The 16905-nt window shown below is 53.7% G+C and carries 14 protein-coding genes; all 14 read right to left on the bottom strand.

Going from position 1 to position 16905, the window contains the following annotated elements; genetic code table 11:
* Nucleotide 1: 1 nt before the first annotated feature.
* Entirely contained in the window at nucleotides 2-913 is a 912-nt protein-coding gene (locus IPH75_02825) for a tyrosine-type recombinase/integrase (protein ID MBK7141000.1), read from the bottom strand.
* 101 nt (nucleotides 914-1014) lie between these two features.
* A complete protein-coding gene (topA, locus tag IPH75_02820; protein ID MBK7140999.1) occupies nucleotides 1015-3309 on the bottom strand; it encodes a type I DNA topoisomerase in 2295 nt (764 codons plus the stop codon).
* 39 nt (nucleotides 3310-3348) lie between these two features.
* The gene (gene rpoZ / locus IPH75_02815) at nucleotides 3349-3579 is read right to left on the bottom strand and encodes a DNA-directed RNA polymerase subunit omega (GenBank protein ID MBK7140998.1); all 231 of its coding nucleotides are present in this window, start codon (nucleotides 3577-3579) and stop codon (nucleotides 3349-3351) included.
* 20 nt (nucleotides 3580-3599) lie between these two features.
* On the bottom strand, nucleotides 3600-4229 hold the full coding sequence (gmk, locus tag IPH75_02810; GenBank protein MBK7140997.1) for a guanylate kinase: 630 nt from the start codon (nucleotides 4227-4229) through the stop codon (nucleotides 3600-3602).
* A gap of 22 nt (nucleotides 4230-4251) precedes the next feature.
* Entirely contained in the window at nucleotides 4252-5127 is an 876-nt protein-coding gene (locus tag IPH75_02805; protein ID MBK7140996.1) for a YicC family protein, read from the bottom strand.
* Nucleotides 5128-5218: 91 nt separating this feature from the next.
* On the bottom strand, nucleotides 5219-5914 hold the full coding sequence (locus tag IPH75_02800) for a response regulator (GenBank protein ID MBK7140995.1): 696 nt from the start codon (nucleotides 5912-5914) through the stop codon (nucleotides 5219-5221).
* Between the two features lie 18 nt (nucleotides 5915-5932).
* Nucleotides 5933-6874 carry a PAS domain S-box protein gene (locus tag IPH75_02795; GenBank protein ID MBK7140994.1) on the bottom strand — a complete coding sequence of 314 codons (942 nt, stop codon included), beginning with the start codon at nucleotides 6872-6874 and terminating at the stop codon, nucleotides 5933-5935.
* Nucleotides 6875-6889: 15 nt separating this feature from the next.
* A complete protein-coding gene (locus IPH75_02790) occupies nucleotides 6890-8860 on the bottom strand; it encodes a S8 family peptidase (GenBank protein ID MBK7140993.1) in 1971 nt (656 codons plus the stop codon).
* Complete coding sequence (locus tag IPH75_02785) at nucleotides 8850-10646, bottom strand: hypothetical protein (protein ID MBK7140992.1); 1797 nt, start codon at nucleotides 10644-10646, stop codon at nucleotides 8850-8852. The genes IPH75_02790 and IPH75_02785 overlap by 11 nt, the downstream gene beginning before the upstream one ends.
* Nucleotides 10646-11371 (bottom strand): amino acid ABC transporter ATP-binding protein, encoded by a 726-nt coding sequence (locus IPH75_02780; GenBank protein ID MBK7140991.1) that lies wholly within the window; start codon nucleotides 11369-11371, stop codon nucleotides 10646-10648. Before IPH75_02780 ends, IPH75_02785 begins: the two co-directional genes overlap by 1 nt.
* Nucleotides 11368-12048: an amino acid ABC transporter permease gene (locus tag IPH75_02775; GenBank protein ID MBK7140990.1), complete on the bottom strand. Its 681-nt coding sequence runs from the start codon at nucleotides 12046-12048 to the stop codon at nucleotides 11368-11370. Before IPH75_02775 ends, IPH75_02780 begins: the two co-directional genes overlap by 4 nt.
* A 24-nt stretch (nucleotides 12049-12072) precedes the next feature.
* The gene (locus IPH75_02770) at nucleotides 12073-14931 is read right to left on the bottom strand and encodes an AsmA family protein (protein MBK7140989.1); all 2859 of its coding nucleotides are present in this window, start codon (nucleotides 14929-14931) and stop codon (nucleotides 12073-12075) included.
* Between the two features lie 158 nt (nucleotides 14932-15089).
* Complete coding sequence (locus tag IPH75_02765) at nucleotides 15090-15767, bottom strand: metal-dependent hydrolase (GenBank protein ID MBK7140988.1); 678 nt, start codon at nucleotides 15765-15767, stop codon at nucleotides 15090-15092.
* 38 nt (nucleotides 15768-15805) lie between these two features.
* Entirely contained in the window at nucleotides 15806-16891 is a 1086-nt protein-coding gene (gene mnmA / locus IPH75_02760) for a tRNA 2-thiouridine(34) synthase MnmA (GenBank protein MBK7140987.1), read from the bottom strand.
* Nucleotides 16892-16905: the final 14 nt, after the last annotated feature.

Raw genomic sequence — 16905 nt, 5'->3', positions numbered from 1 at the left:
CCTATTTGCGGGAACCGGAGCGTGGATGCGCCGAATGGTACGCTTTTTTCATCACTTCACTGGTGACGTGCGTGTATTTCTGGGTAGTAGACAGCGAACTATGTCCAAGAATCTCCTTGATCAACAACAGATCGGCACCGTTCTCCAACAGATGTGTCGCGAACGAATGCCGCAAGGTATGCGGAGTGAATTCCAATCCCTCTCCCTTGCCGAAGGCTTTCACCAGGCGGTCGACTGAGCGGACAGTCAGCGGTTCACCTTTCTTATTGAGAAATAGGTGCGGAGAACCCGATTCTGTAGCGGCGGTGTGTAGGCGTCTCACCTCAAGAAAGCGCTTGAGGTCCTCGAGAGTTGCTTCGCCGACGGGTACGATTCTCTCCTTATTCCCTTTACCGATCACTGTGGCCAGCCCGCGATGCAGGTCGATATCAGAGACGCGCAGTCCGGCAAGCTCTTCCCGCCGAAGTCCGGTGACATATAACAGCGCCACCATCAGATAGTCTCGCCAATATGAGTAGGTTTGTTTGTCCTCACGGGTATTGCCATGTTCGAATAATCTCGACGCTTCACCCTGGGGGACAAACGTTGGAAGCTTGCTCGTGTATTTGATCCTGGGAAGTTTGAACAGCTCATCTTTCCCGCCATGCCTTTGAAGAAATCTTTGATAGCCGGAGAGAGCTGAAAGGAATCGAGCAATCGAACGATTGGAGACGCCATCGGACATCCGCTGCTGCAGATACATGCGCAAATAGAGCGGGTCATTCTTGGGTGAGGAGGGAAACTTGTCCTGCTGAGTATTGAGAAAGGTCAGCCAGTTACTCAGGTCATGACGATATGCCTCGATCGTTTTAGCGGAACGATGTTTGGTTTCGGCCAGATCCTTGAGGAACGCGACCAGCGTCTTTTGTTGCATGCCTCGAACATATCGAAATTGTAGGGCGGAATCAATCGGTTTCCCCAATGAAAAAGCCCATGCTGGGCATGGGCTTAGAGAATCCAATCGATACGGCAGAATTACGCCACAGTTTTGGTGGCGGCAGCCTCTTCATTGACCGTGTGCCCACACTCCGGACACTTGGTGAAGTCCCCCTTGACCTTGGAAGTCTTCTGGACCATGAAGGGGTGATTGCAGACGGGGCACGGTGTTTTGACCGGCTTATCCCAACTGGCAAAGTCGCACTTCGGGTAGTTGCTGCACCCGTAGAACAGCTTCCGTCCCTTGGTGGTCTTTTCCATGATCTGACCGCCGCAGCCCGGCTTCGGGCAAGTAATACCAAGTGTCAAAGCCTTGGTAGTTTTGCAGTCAGGGTAACGCGAGCAAGCCATGAACCGACCGAACCGCCCGGTCTTGATGACCATTTCAGCGCCGCACTTTTCGCACTTTTCATCCGTTTTCGCCTGAGCTTCTTCACCCGGCAGAGGTCTGGTGGACTTGCAGTCCGGGTAGGATGAGCAGGCAAGGAATCGGCCATTGCGACCCCACTTGATGATCATGGGAGAACCGCACTTTTCGCACTTGATGTCAGTCGTCTCAGTCATCGACTTTTTGATCTTGTCGTGACTCTTTTCGAGACCCTTGATCGTGGCCATGAATGGCGTATAGAAATCGCCAACCACTTTCACCCAATCATCGGTCCCCTCTTCCACCAAGTCGAGTTCCTTTTCCATATTGGCGGTGAACTCGATATTGAAAACATCCGGGAAGTAGGTGACCAGTATTTTATTGACCGCTTCGCCAAGTTCAGTCGGGAAGAGTTTTCGCTCTTTCAATTCGACATACTTGCGGTCCTTGATAGTCGTGACGATAGTCGCGTAGGTCGACGGACGGCCTATCCCGTCAGCTTCCATGCGCTTGATGAGCGCCGCTTCCGAGTAGCGAGCCGGTGGCCGAGTGAACGACTGAGTGGGCATCACATCCTGCAAGGTAAGCGGATCTTTCGCTTTCAGTACCGGCAGTTGCGCATCGAGACCTTCGCCGTTGCCGTTTTCATCCGGTTCTTTTTCCTCATGATACAGCTTGAGGAAACCATCAAACTTGAGGTGCTGAGCGGTCACGCGCAGCAGGAACTTGCCGCCTTCAATGTCAACCGTGCGGACATCGTAAACCGCGTTGGTCATCTGAGAGGAGACAAAGCGGTTCCAGATCAGGCTGTACAGCTTGAACTGCTGCGGCGTCAAATGCTTGCGGACCTTCTCCGGCGTCAGGTCGAGGTGAGTCGGGCGGATCGCTTCGTGAGCATCCTGCGCCTCTTTTGCCCGACTATAGAAGTTCGGCTTGTCGGGGCAATACTCTTCACCATAGTTCTTATTAATGTGGTCGCGGACACCGTCGAGAGCTTCTTTTGAAATTCGGGTCGAATCGGTACGCATGTAGGTGATCAACCCGGTGGCGCCCTCTTTGCCGATCTCGATACCTTCGTATAGCGCCTGTGCAATACCCATAGTCACTTTGGGCGAAAAGCCGTAAACCTTGGCAGATTCCTGCTGGAGGGTCGAGGTGATGAACGGCGGCGACGGCTTGCGAATCCGTTCGGAATCCTTCACGGAACTGACCGTATACGCTTCTTTGCGCATCTCGGCGATAAACTTGTCGGCTTCTTCTTTGGAGCGAATCACCATCCGCTTGCCTGTGGTAGTGCCATCATCATCCGGCTTGGAGACCGTCTGATCGTCGATCTTCACCAACTGAGCGGTGAACGACTCATGCTTCTTGGTCTCGAATTGAGTGGCGATCTGCCAATATTCCTGCTGGACGAACTTGCGGATCTCTTCTTCGCGCTCGCAAACCAAGCGAAGCGCCACAGACTGCACGCGTCCGGCAGAAAGATTGCGGGCAACGGTCTTCCAAAGGAACGGGGAAACGATGTAACCGACCAGGCGATCGAGCACACGCCGGGCCTGCTGGGCATTGACCAAGTCCATGTCGATCTCGCGGGGATTCTTGATCGCATCGTTAACCGCGCTTTTGGTGATCTCGTTAAACGTGACGCGTACGCACTTCTTGCGCGAATCTTTCAGCTCGTTGGCGACATGCCATGCGATAGCTTCACCCTCGCGGTCGGGGTCGGGAGCCAGGAAGATCTTGTCAGCCTTTTTGGCAGCTTTGCGCAATTCGGCAATGACCTTCTCCTTCCCCTTGATCACCTGATAGTCCGGAGCAAATTTCTTCTTGGGATCGACTCCCAACTTGGATTTGGGAAGATCGACCACATGCCCGATAGTGGACAGTATCTCGAAATCCTTGCCGAGGAAACGGCTCAGGGTCCGGGATTTGGCCGGTGACTCTACAATGAGAAGGTTTTTAGACATTGATCTCCTGCGTAACTGAAAGGACGGAAGACTCTCTACCTATTTCGAATCTTTCCGCTCAAACTTTACCCTTCCCTCGACAAGATTTCGGAGTGCGACCATCGTGATCTTGCGCGATTCGATATCGGAACCGGTGTCTTCCTCGTTGAGCCGTTTCAACTTGGCGAGACGAAGGGAGTTCAAATGACGGGCGTGTTGCGCCGCCACAATAACTGCTTCGTAGCGATTTCGAGTGACTTTGTCGACGTTTTCGACGTTTACTGGCTGCATGCGAACCTCCTGGGGTAGCGTCAGGCTAAACCTATTATAGAGCGTATTTGTTCCACATTCACACTATCGATGCGGCACGGATGCGCCTCGATGATACTCAAAACCTGTCGTGCGGCCACTTCAAGCTCTTGATTCACAACGACATAATCAAACTTACTGAATGCGCGCATTTCCTGCAGTGCCCGTTCAAACCGAATGCGACGTTGCTGATCGGTCTCGGTCCCACGTTGACGAAGCCGCTTCTTTAATTCTGGAACCGATGGCGGCAGCACAAAGATCATGATCGCGTCGGCATATTCCTTCTTTAATTTGAAGGCGCCCTGGATATCGACATCCAGTATGATGGTGCCGCCCTTTTGTCTCACCTTCTCTAATGGCTCGCGCGGAGTACCGTAGTTATACTGGTGAACCCGAAAATGTTCCGCGAAGTACCCAAGTTTGGCCATCTGATCGAATTTCGCCTGATCGACGAAATGGTACTCACGCCCGTTTCGTTCGCCGGGACGCCGCTGCCGTGTGGTACACGAGACAGAAAAGGTCCAGCCAGCACGACGTCGCGCCGGAGTAAGTAGCCGGCGGCAGATCGAGGTCTTGCCACCTCCCGAAGGAGACGAAATGATCACGATCCTTCCAGGGCGAGAAACAGTCATGGAGTGTGCGGATCTCGAAGTATTACTCAACGTTCTGCACCAGTTCGCGAAGTTTTTCTATCTCTTCCTTGAGCGAAATCGCCAGCGAAGAGATGGCGAACTCGGAGCACTTGGAGCCGATCGTATTCGCCTCGCGATTCATCTCCTGCAGGATGAAATTGAGCCGCTTGCCGGCCGGCTCCTTCATTTTCAAAGCCTGCTGGTACAGGTCGATATGGCTTTTGAGTCGAGTGCATTCCTCGGTAATGTCTGTTCGTTCGGCAAACAGCGCAATCTCTTCTTCAAGGCGAAGCTGTTCAGCTTGTCCGGACTCCAGCAATGACGCAATTCGCTGCTGCAGTTTTTCGCGATAGATCACGGTGGCGCCGGTGGATCTCTTTTCAATCTCGCCGATCGCTTTCTTCATGGCTACCAGGCGCTTCTGCATATCAGTCGCCATCGCCTGCCCTTCCTTCTTGCGCATAGCAATAAGGTCGGTCAGAGCTTTGGTGAGTGCTTTTTCGACCAGCTTCCAGACCTGCTCGTGGTCGACTCTCTCTTTGTCTGGCTTGAGGATATCCGGGATAAGGACCAGCTCCTCCAGGGAGACATCCCCTTCCATTTTCAGCTCTTTGCCCAAAGCGCGTAGCTGCTTGGTGTAAGCCGCCGCGAGGCGCTTATTAATGAGGGTTCGTTGGACCAACGCATCGGTGTCGTCCAGTGTGACCGATAGGTTGATCTGCCCGCGATTAACGCGGGAGGAGATCAGTTCTCGTATCTGCATCTCCAGCAACGACAACTGACGGGGAATCCGAACCGACATCTCAAGGAAGCGGTTATTAACTGAGGAAACTTCGACGGTCAAACTACCGACTGGTGAAGAAACCTCTGCGCGGCCGAAGCCTGTCATTGAATACATATTGCGTATCCTCTTGAAAGCAAGGGACTAAAATAGGCGCTGACGGCTCGTTGTCAATGATTATTGTGGAGGAAAGCGCGTAATCGATTGATCAGTCACGATTTGAGCGTGAAGAAGCTTCAAGCAACAACCCGCCGGCGGTATGCACAACTTCCGGTTCGCTCATTCTCGACAGTTTCAGGACCGCCGACCGGATCCGTCGAGCCGATTCTTCGATCACCCGCAATTTCTCACGAGAAGAAGGATCGGCGAACGCGGGGCACTGACTCAACAGGTCGGTCACGCCAAGGATTGTCATCAGCGGATTGTTGATCTCATGGGCCAGCGTCGCAGACGCGAGGGCGATCCCATCAACCTGATCCTGTGATCTGAGTCGATCTTCCAGCTCACGGTTCTTACGAACCAGCGAAGCGCGACGCAGGGAATCCTGGATGATCCGGGGAAGCACCAGATGGTAGGTGTCATCTTTTGTCAGGAAATCATAGGCGCCGTAGTTGATTGCTTCCGATGCCACCTGTTCGCATTTGTGCGCGGAGAGCAGGATCACGGGAAGTTCGGCGGCTTCGCGACGGATCAGTTGGAGAAGTTCAATGCCATCGAACTCTTCGAGGTCGTAGTCAATGATCGCAATATCGTAGCATCGCGCCGACAGCTCACTGATCGCCGCCCGGGCGGACGGGACAGTCACAATGCGGCCATCCGGGCATCGCTGATGCAATGTCCGTTCGATAAGCCGTGCATGGTATCTGCTCGGCTCCACGAGGAGAAGAGCAAAAGTCAGGTCCATGATAGTGTGTCGATTTCTTTAATGCGATTCCGTTTTTGATTTTCCAAGCATGGTGGCGATCCGCATTGCGGAGGCCAGGGACGATCTCAAATCGTTGAGCACTGAGCTACCTTCGGACACCAAGGCGGAATCAGCGTTGATCGCCTGTGGGGCGAGTCGCTCAGCCAGGCTAATCGCCTGATCGATTCCACGGAGCGCATTACGCTGTTCCTCGGTTTCGGTGATCTCCTCCAGCAGCACCCTGACCAGATAGAGTTCACCGCCCAGTCTCAATCGTTTGATATATTCATTTGGGGCAAGTCCGGATCGTTCAACTGCGCGTCGAGCACTGTCCGGATCGAGAAAGCTGTAGGTCTCTTCCGAGATCGCCACCCACTGGAGCAGTGCTTTTGGTTCCTGAGTCATGCTGATCCCGGTTTTCGGCTGGGCAGAATGCCAGTAGATCGGCTCGATCTGTTCACCGGAGACTTGGTAGATCAGACACTGCTCATCACCCAGATATTCATAGATCCCATCAAGGGCGTCCGCCACGTAGGAATTTGGATCGGCATACAACAGCTTGTCGACGAATTCGCGGTAATCGAGTCGTTCCAACGCGATCCGCTGGATCGGCTCTTCCTGGCAACCGGCATCGATGATGATCTGGAAATTCACGGGGTTGCCGGCGATGAAGTTCAGCGAAACGACGACATTGGCGGGGATCCGCTGTTGATCGCGGGACAATAAGTTGACGGCAGTTATATCAAAGTTGGCTTCGAAATGATTTCTCTGTTCAAGGATGCGACTGAAGTGGGGGCGGTCGGCTTCGTCAATAAAATCGAGGAATGACTTACCAAACAGCTCTTCGCGCGTAAATCCAACCAGCTTCTCAACGCCGTCATCAACATAGACGAATCGGCACTTCATGTTGATGCGACAGACAGCGCATCGGCGAACGGAGAGATCTTGAGCGGTAGTCATAGCCTGAATCACTGCTTACCGTACTTTCATCACTTTAACGACTCTGACCTCTTGCTGTGTCGTGACACAGACAAGATAAACACCCGGCGCAACAGACTGACCGGCTAGATTCCGGCCATCCCATTCAATAGTAATGGTATCGGACAAAGCGGACGAAATGTTGACCCTTTCCCATACCTTTTCGCCGGCGGCAGTGAGAATAATGATCGATCGTACCGTGTCCGCGATCCCACCCGCTACTACGGTCAGCTGGTCAGTGAATGGGTTCGGATAAGCATTGATGGCAACCGGGTAACTGATTGCAGATGAATAAGTAAGAATGACCATCGCGGTGTCGGCAAACGTGGAGTTCGTCGCTACAAGTCCTATCTCTTGTCGTCTTTGCAGAACTGAATTTGAATCAAATCTGACGCGACCGGTTCCATCCCCGTTGTCCTGGACACTAACACCAACGGGGAGGTTAAATCCAGTCAGCTCTCGAGCTTCGAGGCTTCGGCCCGTCGTGGAGATCTCAATTTCGGTAGAGAAGGCTGAGTCGATTTCCACGCTGTCCGGCACGATCAGGCGAAGTATGTTGGCGGCTCTGGCGGCATTCATCATACCGTATCCGTAGTCATTGTCCGGATTGTCCGCTCGGTCACCGGTCTCCTTTATTAGTTGAAGGAGTTGCATAGCGGTCAACTGGCTGTCGGATTCCAAAGCGAGTGCGGCTCCGCCCGCCACGAGGGGAGTTGAAAGCGAAGTCCCAGACATGAAATTGTATCCACCAATCGCAGCTGCGGTGAAGACTGACTGCCCCATCGAGACTATATCCGGCTTGATGCGTCCGTCGGCCGATGGTCCCGGAGAAGAGAAAGAAGCGATGACAGAATCTGCACGAGTCGCGCCGACTGCAAGAACCGAGTCACCATCGGCAGGAAATATAATGGTCGGCCAGGAAGCATCTCCCCTTTCGTTCCCACCCGCAGTGCAAACCAGTATATTTTTGGAGGCGGCGATATCGGCAGCGATCGTGATGAGGGCGGTGTTGCCATCTAACTGGTCCATGCTATAGTCGCCAGAATCCTGAAAGACAGTGTAACCCAGCGAAGAGCTGATGATGTCGGCACCGATGGAATCAGCCCATTCGGCGGCAGCGATCCAATTGTCTTCTTCTACCTTGATCTCTGTGCCATCGCAACTGATCTCTGTCTTGGCCAGTATGAAATCTGCGCCAAATGCCGTACCTACGAGCGAACCAGGAGCATATCCACCTACTGCGGCGAATGTTCCTGTGCCGTGACGATCCTGCGGATCGGTGGAGCAGTCGGCGCCGGTAACATCTGCATCTCCGCCAATGAAATCCCAGGTGGCGATGATATTGGTCGAATCAAAAGCTGGGTGGTCGGTATTAAACCCGGTGTCCAGCATCGCGATCAAAACACCTTTTCCGGTAAAACCCGCAGCATGCATCTTCTGTGCCGAGACAATTCTGTTTTGGGTAAGAGAAGGCCCATAGCTCAGTTCGATAGCCGTGGCATCAGATGGTGCAACTAGTTTGTCCGCCGGAACCGGGTCCGGCTCGCGAATCAACTTGAATTGCGAAACCAAATCGACAGCAAGAACAGGAACCGCCCGCAGTGCATTTTCAAGTTGATCAGGGGTAGCTTCGACTGAAACTGCGCGGAGCCACCGCGAGATATGACGAATTTGAGCACCAGTTGCCTGAATGCGATTGATTATGTCGGTGGAGATTTGCAGATCGCGTGAATCAAGCAAGTACCCACTGGGATCGACTTTGGCTCGACGTCGTTGGGCACGGTCGGTCAGGATGATGTCATCCTGAGTGGTAGCAGTGCTGTCGAGATAGAGCCAGAATGAGTGCGAGGTGGTCGAATCACCAGTGGCGATTGTATTGGCCGCACGATTCAAGATACGTGTGTTCTCTGCAGCGAGGAGTCCGCTTGTGAGCGACAGCCAGATCAGCAATATTCTCCTAATCGCCACTGACGAGCCTCCGGAATGTAGGAAATTCCTCTCCCTCTTTCTGGTATCTGAGCCCGACCCGATTTGACTGGAAGATATTGTTTTGCCTGTTTCGGTCGGGTAGTTTGCGGCCCGGATCAAGGACAATGGTCGACGGTCGGAAAGAGACCTGCTGTTCAAACGGTGCGAATTTTTCCCCCGCGAATATTGGAGTATGGACTGCTATCACTGTATCTGACCCGGCGATCATGGCGATCTCAACTGGCTGATCCTGTAGCGCTACTGCACCTACTGAAACGGTAACAAGAAACCCACTCCCCGATCGTTCGAAATGGACATCTTCGAGACTCCAGTCAAACGACTTCCGGTTGCCCTGAAACTCGGCGAGTCGAGTTCGCCACTTTTCACCCAGTTCAGTCGCCACAAGATCGACCAATTCACTAGTTGTCGGATGGAGATGGCGCGACGCCAGGGAATATCGTCGCAGCAAAGATGTGACAGCTTCATCGGATGTCCCTGCCGCAATGAGTTGGAGAGCCGATGGCGCTGCAAAAAGTCTTTCGAATTTGGCCGAATCGGAGGAACTCAACGGGCGCTTGGGGCGTCGCAGATTATCCATGAATGCGAAAGGTGAACTGCCCATTGGTTGACGTATGTCACGAGGCGGGAGTTGTCTTTCCAGCCAATCCTCAACCATGCGGTAGCCATCATCGCCGTAAAGGTCATGCAGCACTGAGGCGGTCAACCAGATCGCTCCCCCTTCCGACCAGGCGAGTGAGCCGGGCTGTTGCTCAGCTCTATTGAAATACTGTGAGATCAGTTCCCAGGCGAACGATGTCAGCATCTCCCGCGAGTTACGTGATGCGGCACTTACAAAAGCCAGTCGGTCAGGTGCACGTCCGATCGGGTCCTGGCGTCCGACCAGCACAGCATGGCGGCCGTCGGGAATGGTACCCATTACCTTCACGGTTGCGCGAGCAATACGTTCAATCTCCAGAATGAACTTGCGTTGTTGCTCGGGATCGAATCGATCGGCACTAAATAGATCCAGTCGATGCCGGTCAAACATGATTCGAGTCAAGTTGGCTTCCTTTAGTACAGCAAAGGACAACCGCTCGGAACCGGTCATACGGAAAAGGTACTGGCTGGGGCGCGTGGTGTCGGCATGAGTCTCGACGCCACGAGCATACAGATCGGTGAGGATCGTGTCCGCACGATCAGGTATGGAGCCGATCTGTTCGATCTCGTTTACCCAGGTTCCCGGCGCGGCTATAGACAGCGGTCTGGTCACTCGCAGATCAACGTGAAAATCTCCGATCTCAGGAATATCGAATTCACTTGCAGAGCTGCTGATAAGTAGTCGTGGGTACCAGTCATCCACCAGTATCGAGCCAGGTGCATCCAACAAATGCCGAAGACCGTCAATCCTGGTCTCAAACGAAAAGAGTAGCGGAACAATCTCGCCGGATGTGATCGGAATGGTCAGGAGTAGTCTTCCCTCCTGCATCACAATTCGAGAACTATCGACTGGTGTTCCGCGCCAGAGAATACTGTCTAAATGGAAACCTGATTCCTGTGGAAGACTGAATACGAGCGACTGTGTTCCGACAGTAAACTCGCCGGTATATGCCAGATCCATGGTCGCCTTGACCACACCGCTCTCAGCATCAACAATGATCTTAAATCCATATTGAGCGGCGGCCGGAAGAGCACTTGCCATGGTATTCCGGTCGTGATCATGTTGCTGAGCGGCTGATCCGGCGGCGATGGCACAGAACAGCCCAAGAGTACAGAGTAATTTTCGCATTAGAGTACCTTGGCCAGAAATTCGCGAGTTCGCGGGTGCTTTGGATTGGAGAGCAATTCTGACGGGGGCCCGGATTCGACGATCTTGCCGGCATCGAGAAAGAGTATCCGATCGGCGGCCTCGCGGGCAAATCCGATCTCATGCGTCACAACCAACATCGTCATCCCCTCTTTGGCAAGCTGGCGCATCACTTCGAGTACCTCGCCGATCATTTCCGGATCGAGCGCCGAGGTAGCTTCGTCGAACAGCATGATCTTGGGATTCATCGCCAACGCTCGAGCGATGGCCACGCGCTGCTTTTGTCCGCCGGAAAGCTGGCCGGGGTATGCGTCGACTTTGTCTGCCAGTCCAACCTTGGTCAGCAATTCAAGCGAGATCCGCGTCGCTTCCTCTTTGGAACGCTTACGGACTACTTGCTGAGCGAGGTTGACATTCTCCAATACATTCAAGTGTGGGAAGAGATTGAAATGCTGAAAGACCATCCCGACTTCCAGCCGGATCTCATGTATCTGCTTATGACGACGGTCCAACAGATGGTTGTCAATCTTCACCTCGCCTGAGGTGATATCTTCGAGAGCATTTAGACAGCGAAGCAACGTCGATTTACCAGAACCGGAGGGCCCAATTATGCAAACGACATCCCCCTTCTCAACATCGAGACTGACGCCGTTGAGCGCGACAATTTCGCCAAAGCGACAGACGAGATCTTTGACCTGTACGATCATCGCTTTTCCACTCCGTAGCCATGCACGGCGACTTTGCGCTCGATCAACTTCACCAGCCGGGTCAGGGAGAAGGTGAGTATCAGGTAGATAAGAGCAACCATCAGCCAGGTGTGGAAATCAAGAAAGTACTGCGACGAATACTCTCTGCCGGCGCGAGTCAGTTCGCGAAGCCCGATGATCGAGACGAGTGATGAGTCTTTCAGGCAGGCAATGAATTCGTTCGCGGCCGGTGGAACCACAATGCGGACGGATTGCGGCAGGATGATATGTCTGAGCGTTTGCCAGCGGGTCATGCCAAGCGACATGGCCGCTTCATGCTGGCCGTAGTCGATCGCCTGGATGCCGCTTCGAAAAGTCTCCGCAAGGTAGGCACCGTAACAAATGCCGACCGCGAGTACGCCGGCCACAAAGCGATCCATATTGACCACCGCGCCAAGTCCGAAGTAGAAGAAGAATATCAGGACCAAAAGGGGAATGCCGCGAAGGACATTTACATAGGTTCCGGCAATGATGCGTACAAATCTATTTGGGGACAGCCGCATGATCCCAAAACAGAGCCCCAGGCAGAGTGCGAGCGCATAGGCCAGCACTGAGATCAGGATAGTCCAGTGGACTGTCTGGATCAGGTAATAGAAGATACGAGAGAGGATATCAATCTGGTGAATTAACCAGTCCACTGATACTCCGGCACAAATCCAAGACTACTTCTTCTTATCCCCGGTGAGCTTCTTGAGGAGGTTGCTCGCTCCTTCTTCGATCGCCTTCTTTGTCTCCTGCTTGACGGACTCCCCTAGTTTGCCGGTCAAGGCGGCATAATTCAGTTCGATGGTCGGCTTCTCGAAAGTACCGCCGATGACCAGCGGAATACGCAGGCGTTGTGTTTTTGAGTCGAGCAACAGTGAACCGACCAGACCATTCTTGGATGCATAGCTTTGGGAGAGTTCTTTGGTCAGTAGAATGGCTCCGTCGTACTTGATGCTGTTGTCGAACGAATAGTACCCTTCGACTTCGGCATCGCCTAGCCCCCCAAGTGCGGTGGTTAGTTTGTCGAGGATGACCTTTCCATCCTGAACTTTGATCTTACTGCGAAGCGTCTTCAATAGCTGTTCTTTGTCGACCTTCAGGCCGGCCTTTTCGCCGAGCGTCTGCAGATTCTGATGCATATTCGCACCGAGGGTCAGCTTCCCTTCCTGCATGGCGCCATCGCCGTTCATGGTCAATGAATTGAGAAACTGCTCAGGTTCCCAGCCGGTGGCACTATACGTGCCATTCACATTGACCTTCCCGAACAGGTAGCCACCAAACTTGGTGAAGCGGGTCAGGAAATCGTTGGCCTCGATATTGGTGGCAGTGTATTGCCCGGTGTATTTGGGCGCGTTGAAGTCGTTCAAATCGATCGTCGTCTGCCCCGCCACCTGACCAGTGTAGGCATTGCCCGTGATGTCATACAGGTTGATGCGACGATTCTCAATCTTCGCTTTCCCTTTGATATTCGTGAGTTCGATCGCACTGTAGATCAAGGTGTCAATCGCCATGGTACCGGCGCCGTCAATATCCGGAAGCAGCAGTGACGGAAGTGTGTCGGTCGGTTTCCGCTGAATCTCGCCCTCGGTCCCCGGGGTGGCCTCCGGAAAGAGTTTGTCGGAATCAAAGCGGGTCGATGCCAGCCGGAACTGAAAAAACGGTTTTTTCAGCTTGGTGCGATCAACGGTCTTGAGCGGGAGGAAATAGGGGAACGGCTCGCTGAGCTTCCCCTGGAACGACGCATTGCTCGAGACAAAGTCGACCTGCATCTTCTCTACCGTTATCGTATCGGGAGAAAGCACCAGATCGGCATTAAACAGCCGTATCGGTTCGGGAAGCGCGGTATCGGAATAAGTTGCATTAACGAACGAGACTCTCCCCCGCGGCCGGATGTTTTCGAGGTCCTTGGTCGAGCCGCTCAGCGCCAGATCAATATTCATTCTGCCGGTCAATTTCGGTTGGCGAGCGGCTGGAAGGAACGGCTGGAGCATGACCAGATCGACCGCGCCCTTGATCGCACCATCTGCCGTCATCGCGATCTCGCGAGCCGCGATAGAATCAGCCAGGATATATGGGATCAGATTTTCGACGCGCCCCTGAAAGCCGAGTTGTGCGGAAGCGGTCCGTCCATAAAATTCGCGGACATTGACCAGTTTCTGGTCGAAATATGCATCCAGTGTGAAGCTGTCGATCGGCTGAGGCAGGAATGTGGCGCTGTACTTTCCTCTCTCGACGGCGATGTCACCGGAAAAGTTCATACTGCGGTAGTCTTTGACCGGGCCATTGAACTGGAAATCGAATCGCGCAAGCCCCTCCAGTTGATGTCCGCCACGCTGCGGAAGGAAAGGCCGCAAGAAGATGAAGTCGAGATAACCTGAGAGTTCGCCATTCACCTGCGGTGCGGCAAAGTTGGTGACCAGAATGTTCGCCTTGATCGGTCGGCCGTCGAAAGTCCCATCCTGGACATTCAAACGGGCGTTGTCTGGCTTGGCATCGACAACGATCCGGCGGAATTTGAGTTCGCCTATCATGTCGCGACGTGCCAGGTAGACATCGGTGAAGACCGCCGAACCAGAATAGATAAGGGCGCTGCCGGTGCGCGAGGCATTGTAATCGACATCCATATCGACTGCGAAATCTCCGGAGACGCGGAAATTCTGCAGCTCTTTGGCTGATTGGGCGGGGAGCAGACTCAGCACTTGCTCAATAGAGACCTGCTCGGCCTTCAGCGTGGCTTTCCCCCGCTCGGCTCCGGCAGTATGGAAGAACTCTCCGGCCAGATCGAGATCGATCTCATTAAATCGGAAATCAGCGCGGTCGATGACGATATGGCGCTTCTTCATGTCATAGGTTGCCGAGTACAGCAATTCGGCGCGGACAGTCGGAACGGGCTGTTTGGAAGTCACACGCAGTGAATCGACCTTCAGTTTCCCGTTTGAGGAGTAGACACCCTCAGTTGGATTCTCCAGATCGGTGGAAAGTTCGAGGTTTTCCGCCTGCATGCTAAAGCCGCCGGAATCATTGGAGTAGTTGACCATGCCGGAGTGGATCTCGAGCTTTTCGAAACTGACCGCGGCAGCGGCAGTCTGACCCTCAGGCGGTATTGCGCCTGCGGCACCGACCAGACCGGTATCGGTCGGTTTGGCCAAGGTGTAGTTGTTTGTGCCGTCAGGGAGTTTCATCATATTCAGCACGGGCCGATTGATGATGAGCCGATTGACCCTGAACTCCGACGAGATGAGCGGCAACAAGCGCAATTTGATGTCTATGTTGTCAGTGGTGAGAAATGCGGGACCTTCGAATCCGGCCGGATTGCCGATCGTCACGCTATCGAGCCTGACTCCCAATCCACCCCAAAATGAAAGCGAAACATCTCCGATCTCAATCGGCCGTTTGAGCGCGGCGCTGGCCTTTTCGACGGCCATTGATCGGACTTTGTCGACCGGGAAGAAAAGCTGGAGCAGAATGACCGCCAGAACGATCAGAGCGACCAGAGATCCGACTCCCCACGCGGCTATTTTCAGCATCTTTTTCATCGATTATTGTACACCTTTTGGCTGTTCTCGAAGCATTGTAGAAAAACGTTCGGGGACTGACAAGTTTAAAAGCGACTCACGCGCATACGGCGGTGCGCATAGACGAAAAACGGCAGATCCGGATTCGAATCTGCCAGTCAAACCAGTACCCATCGTTTTTAGATCTCAAGGGCCTCACCGGGCTTAAGGATCACCACGCGAGGGCCGGTGACTTTCTGGGCAAATATCTCCGGACCAGCTTCAATCACGGGAAATGTATCATAGTGAATCGGGACCACGGTCTTGGGACGAAGGAATTCGACCGCCTTAACCGCGTCATCGATCCCCATCGTGAAGTTGTCCCCGATCGGCAAAAATGCCAGGTCGATGTGATTCATATCTCCGATCAGTTTCATGTCATAAAAGAGGCCGGTATCGCCAGGATGGTAAATGGTCCGTTCCCCGATCTCTATCAGGAATCCGGTCGCCGGACCCATATAGACCGATGCATCTTCACCACCACCTGAGCCGTGATGAGCGATCGTCAGTTTGACCCTGCCGAAGTCGAATTTGTGTGAGCCGCCGATATGCATTGGGTGAACTTTGACGCCGTACTTGGCGGCATACATGCAGATCTCGTAGTTGGCGATCAGCAGGCAGTCGTTCTTTTGGCAGATCTGCAGGGTATCGCCGAAATGGTCGCCATGACCATGGCTGACCAGCACATAGTTTGTCTCGACTTCTTCCGCTTTCATCGAGGCAAGCGGGTTGCCAGTCAGAAACGGGTCAATAATGAGCCGGATATATCCATCGGTGAGGGTCACGCAGGAGTGACCGAGAAAGCGAGCTTGTACCATAATTCCTCCGTGAAGCGCGGGCGAAGCGGGAGTCCGGACTAAGCGATTATCCCACCGCCCAGTAGAATATCACCTTCATAAAACACAACTGACTGCCCGGGCGAGATCGCACGCTGACTGTCATTGAATATAACGCGGGCGGAACTGTCAGTCAAGGGAGTGACCGTGGCATGCCCAGGCTGATGCAGATAGCGAATCTTGACTTCGGCCTCAAACGGTTCACGACCCGGCAAACGAGCGATCCAATTGATCTGTTCGGCGACCAATTCCTGTTTAAAGAGACCATCATTATCTCCCACAATCACCTGATTTGCCTCAACATCGATCCGTTGCACGTAAAGTGGAGTCGGGTGGGCAATCCCCAGTCCCTTGCGCTGACCAATAGTAAAAAAGGCGGTCCCGTCGTGATAACCGAGCAGCCTTCCGGACTCGTGCCGAATCTCCCCCTTTTCAAAGCGGCGTCCCTGCTTCTCTTCATATTCGCTGAGAAAGCGGCGGTAGTTGTTGTCGGCGACAAAGCAGATCTCGCGCGATTCCGGCTTGGTGGCCGTTCTGAGATTATGAGTCTGGGCAATCTCACGCACTTTGCTCTTGAGCAGTCCGCCGAGAGGCATCAGCGTTTGCGCGAGCGCCTCCTGGGTAACTCCCCAGAGAACGTACGACTGATCGCGGGTGGCATCGACTCCTTTGCGCACGTAGTAGCGCCCGTTCTCCCCTTGCTCAATAAACGCATAATGCCCGGTAGCGATATAGTCGCATCCGACTTCGCGCGCCTTCTGCAGGAAGGCGTTCCACTTGACATCTGAATTACAGCGCACACAGGGATTGGGAGTACGGCCAGCGCGATACTCAGAGACGAAGTTCTCGATCACGGTGTCGCGGAAGTGAGCCGACAGGTTCAGCACGTAAAACGGTGCGCCTATCGAATCACAGACAAAGCGACAGTCCGTTATCGAATCAAGCGTGCAGCATCGGCCATCTCGGTAGACATCGCCACCGACATCTACATAGTCCCACAATTTCATATGGGCGCCGACGACATCATACCCTTCTTCCTTGAGCAGGAATGCGGCGACGGAGGAGTCAACCCCGCCCGACATAGCTACCAGTACGCGCTTACTCATGCTGTAATCTGCCG

The sequence above is a fragment of the bacterium genome (genome assembly GCA_016708025.1).
GTDB lineage: Bacteria > Zixibacteria > MSB-5A5 > GN15 > FEB-12 > FEB-12.
This window is presented reverse-complemented; position numbering and strand designations above follow the sequence as displayed.

Excerpts from the sequence above, each read along its gene's own strand:
- IPH75_02825 (MBK7141000.1), bottom strand. The coding sequence starts at position 913 with ATGCAACAAAAGACGCTGGTCGCGTTCCTCAAGGATCTGGCCGAAACC.
- topA (MBK7140999.1), bottom strand. The coding sequence starts at position 3,309 with ATGTCTAAAAACCTTCTCATTGTAGAGTCACCGGCCAAATCCCGGACC.
- rpoZ (MBK7140998.1), bottom strand. The coding sequence starts at position 3,579 with ATGCAGCCAGTAAACGTCGAAAACGTCGACAAAGTCACTCGAAATCGC.
- gmk (MBK7140997.1), bottom strand. The coding sequence starts at position 4,229 with ATGACTGTTTCTCGCCCTGGAAGGATCGTGATCATTTCGTCTCCTTCG.
- IPH75_02805 (MBK7140996.1), bottom strand. The coding sequence starts at position 5,127 with ATGTATTCAATGACAGGCTTCGGCCGCGCAGAGGTTTCTTCACCAGTC.
- IPH75_02800 (MBK7140995.1), bottom strand. The coding sequence starts at position 5,914 with ATGGACCTGACTTTTGCTCTTCTCCTCGTGGAGCCGAGCAGATACCAT.
- IPH75_02795 (MBK7140994.1), bottom strand. The coding sequence starts at position 6,874 with ATGACTACCGCTCAAGATCTCTCCGTTCGCCGATGCGCTGTCTGTCGC.
- IPH75_02785 (MBK7140992.1), bottom strand. The coding sequence starts at position 10,646 with ATGCGAAAATTACTCTGTACTCTTGGGCTGTTCTGTGCCATCGCCGCC.
- IPH75_02780 (MBK7140991.1), bottom strand. The coding sequence starts at position 11,371 with ATGATCGTACAGGTCAAAGATCTCGTCTGTCGCTTTGGCGAAATTGTC.
- IPH75_02770 (MBK7140989.1), bottom strand. The coding sequence starts at position 14,931 with ATGAAAAAGATGCTGAAAATAGCCGCGTGGGGAGTCGGATCTCTGGTC.
- IPH75_02765 (MBK7140988.1), bottom strand. The coding sequence starts at position 15,767 with ATGGTACAAGCTCGCTTTCTCGGTCACTCCTGCGTGACCCTCACCGAT.
- mnmA (MBK7140987.1), bottom strand. The coding sequence starts at position 16,891 with ATGAGTAAGCGCGTACTGGTAGCTATGTCGGGCGGGGTTGACTCCTCC.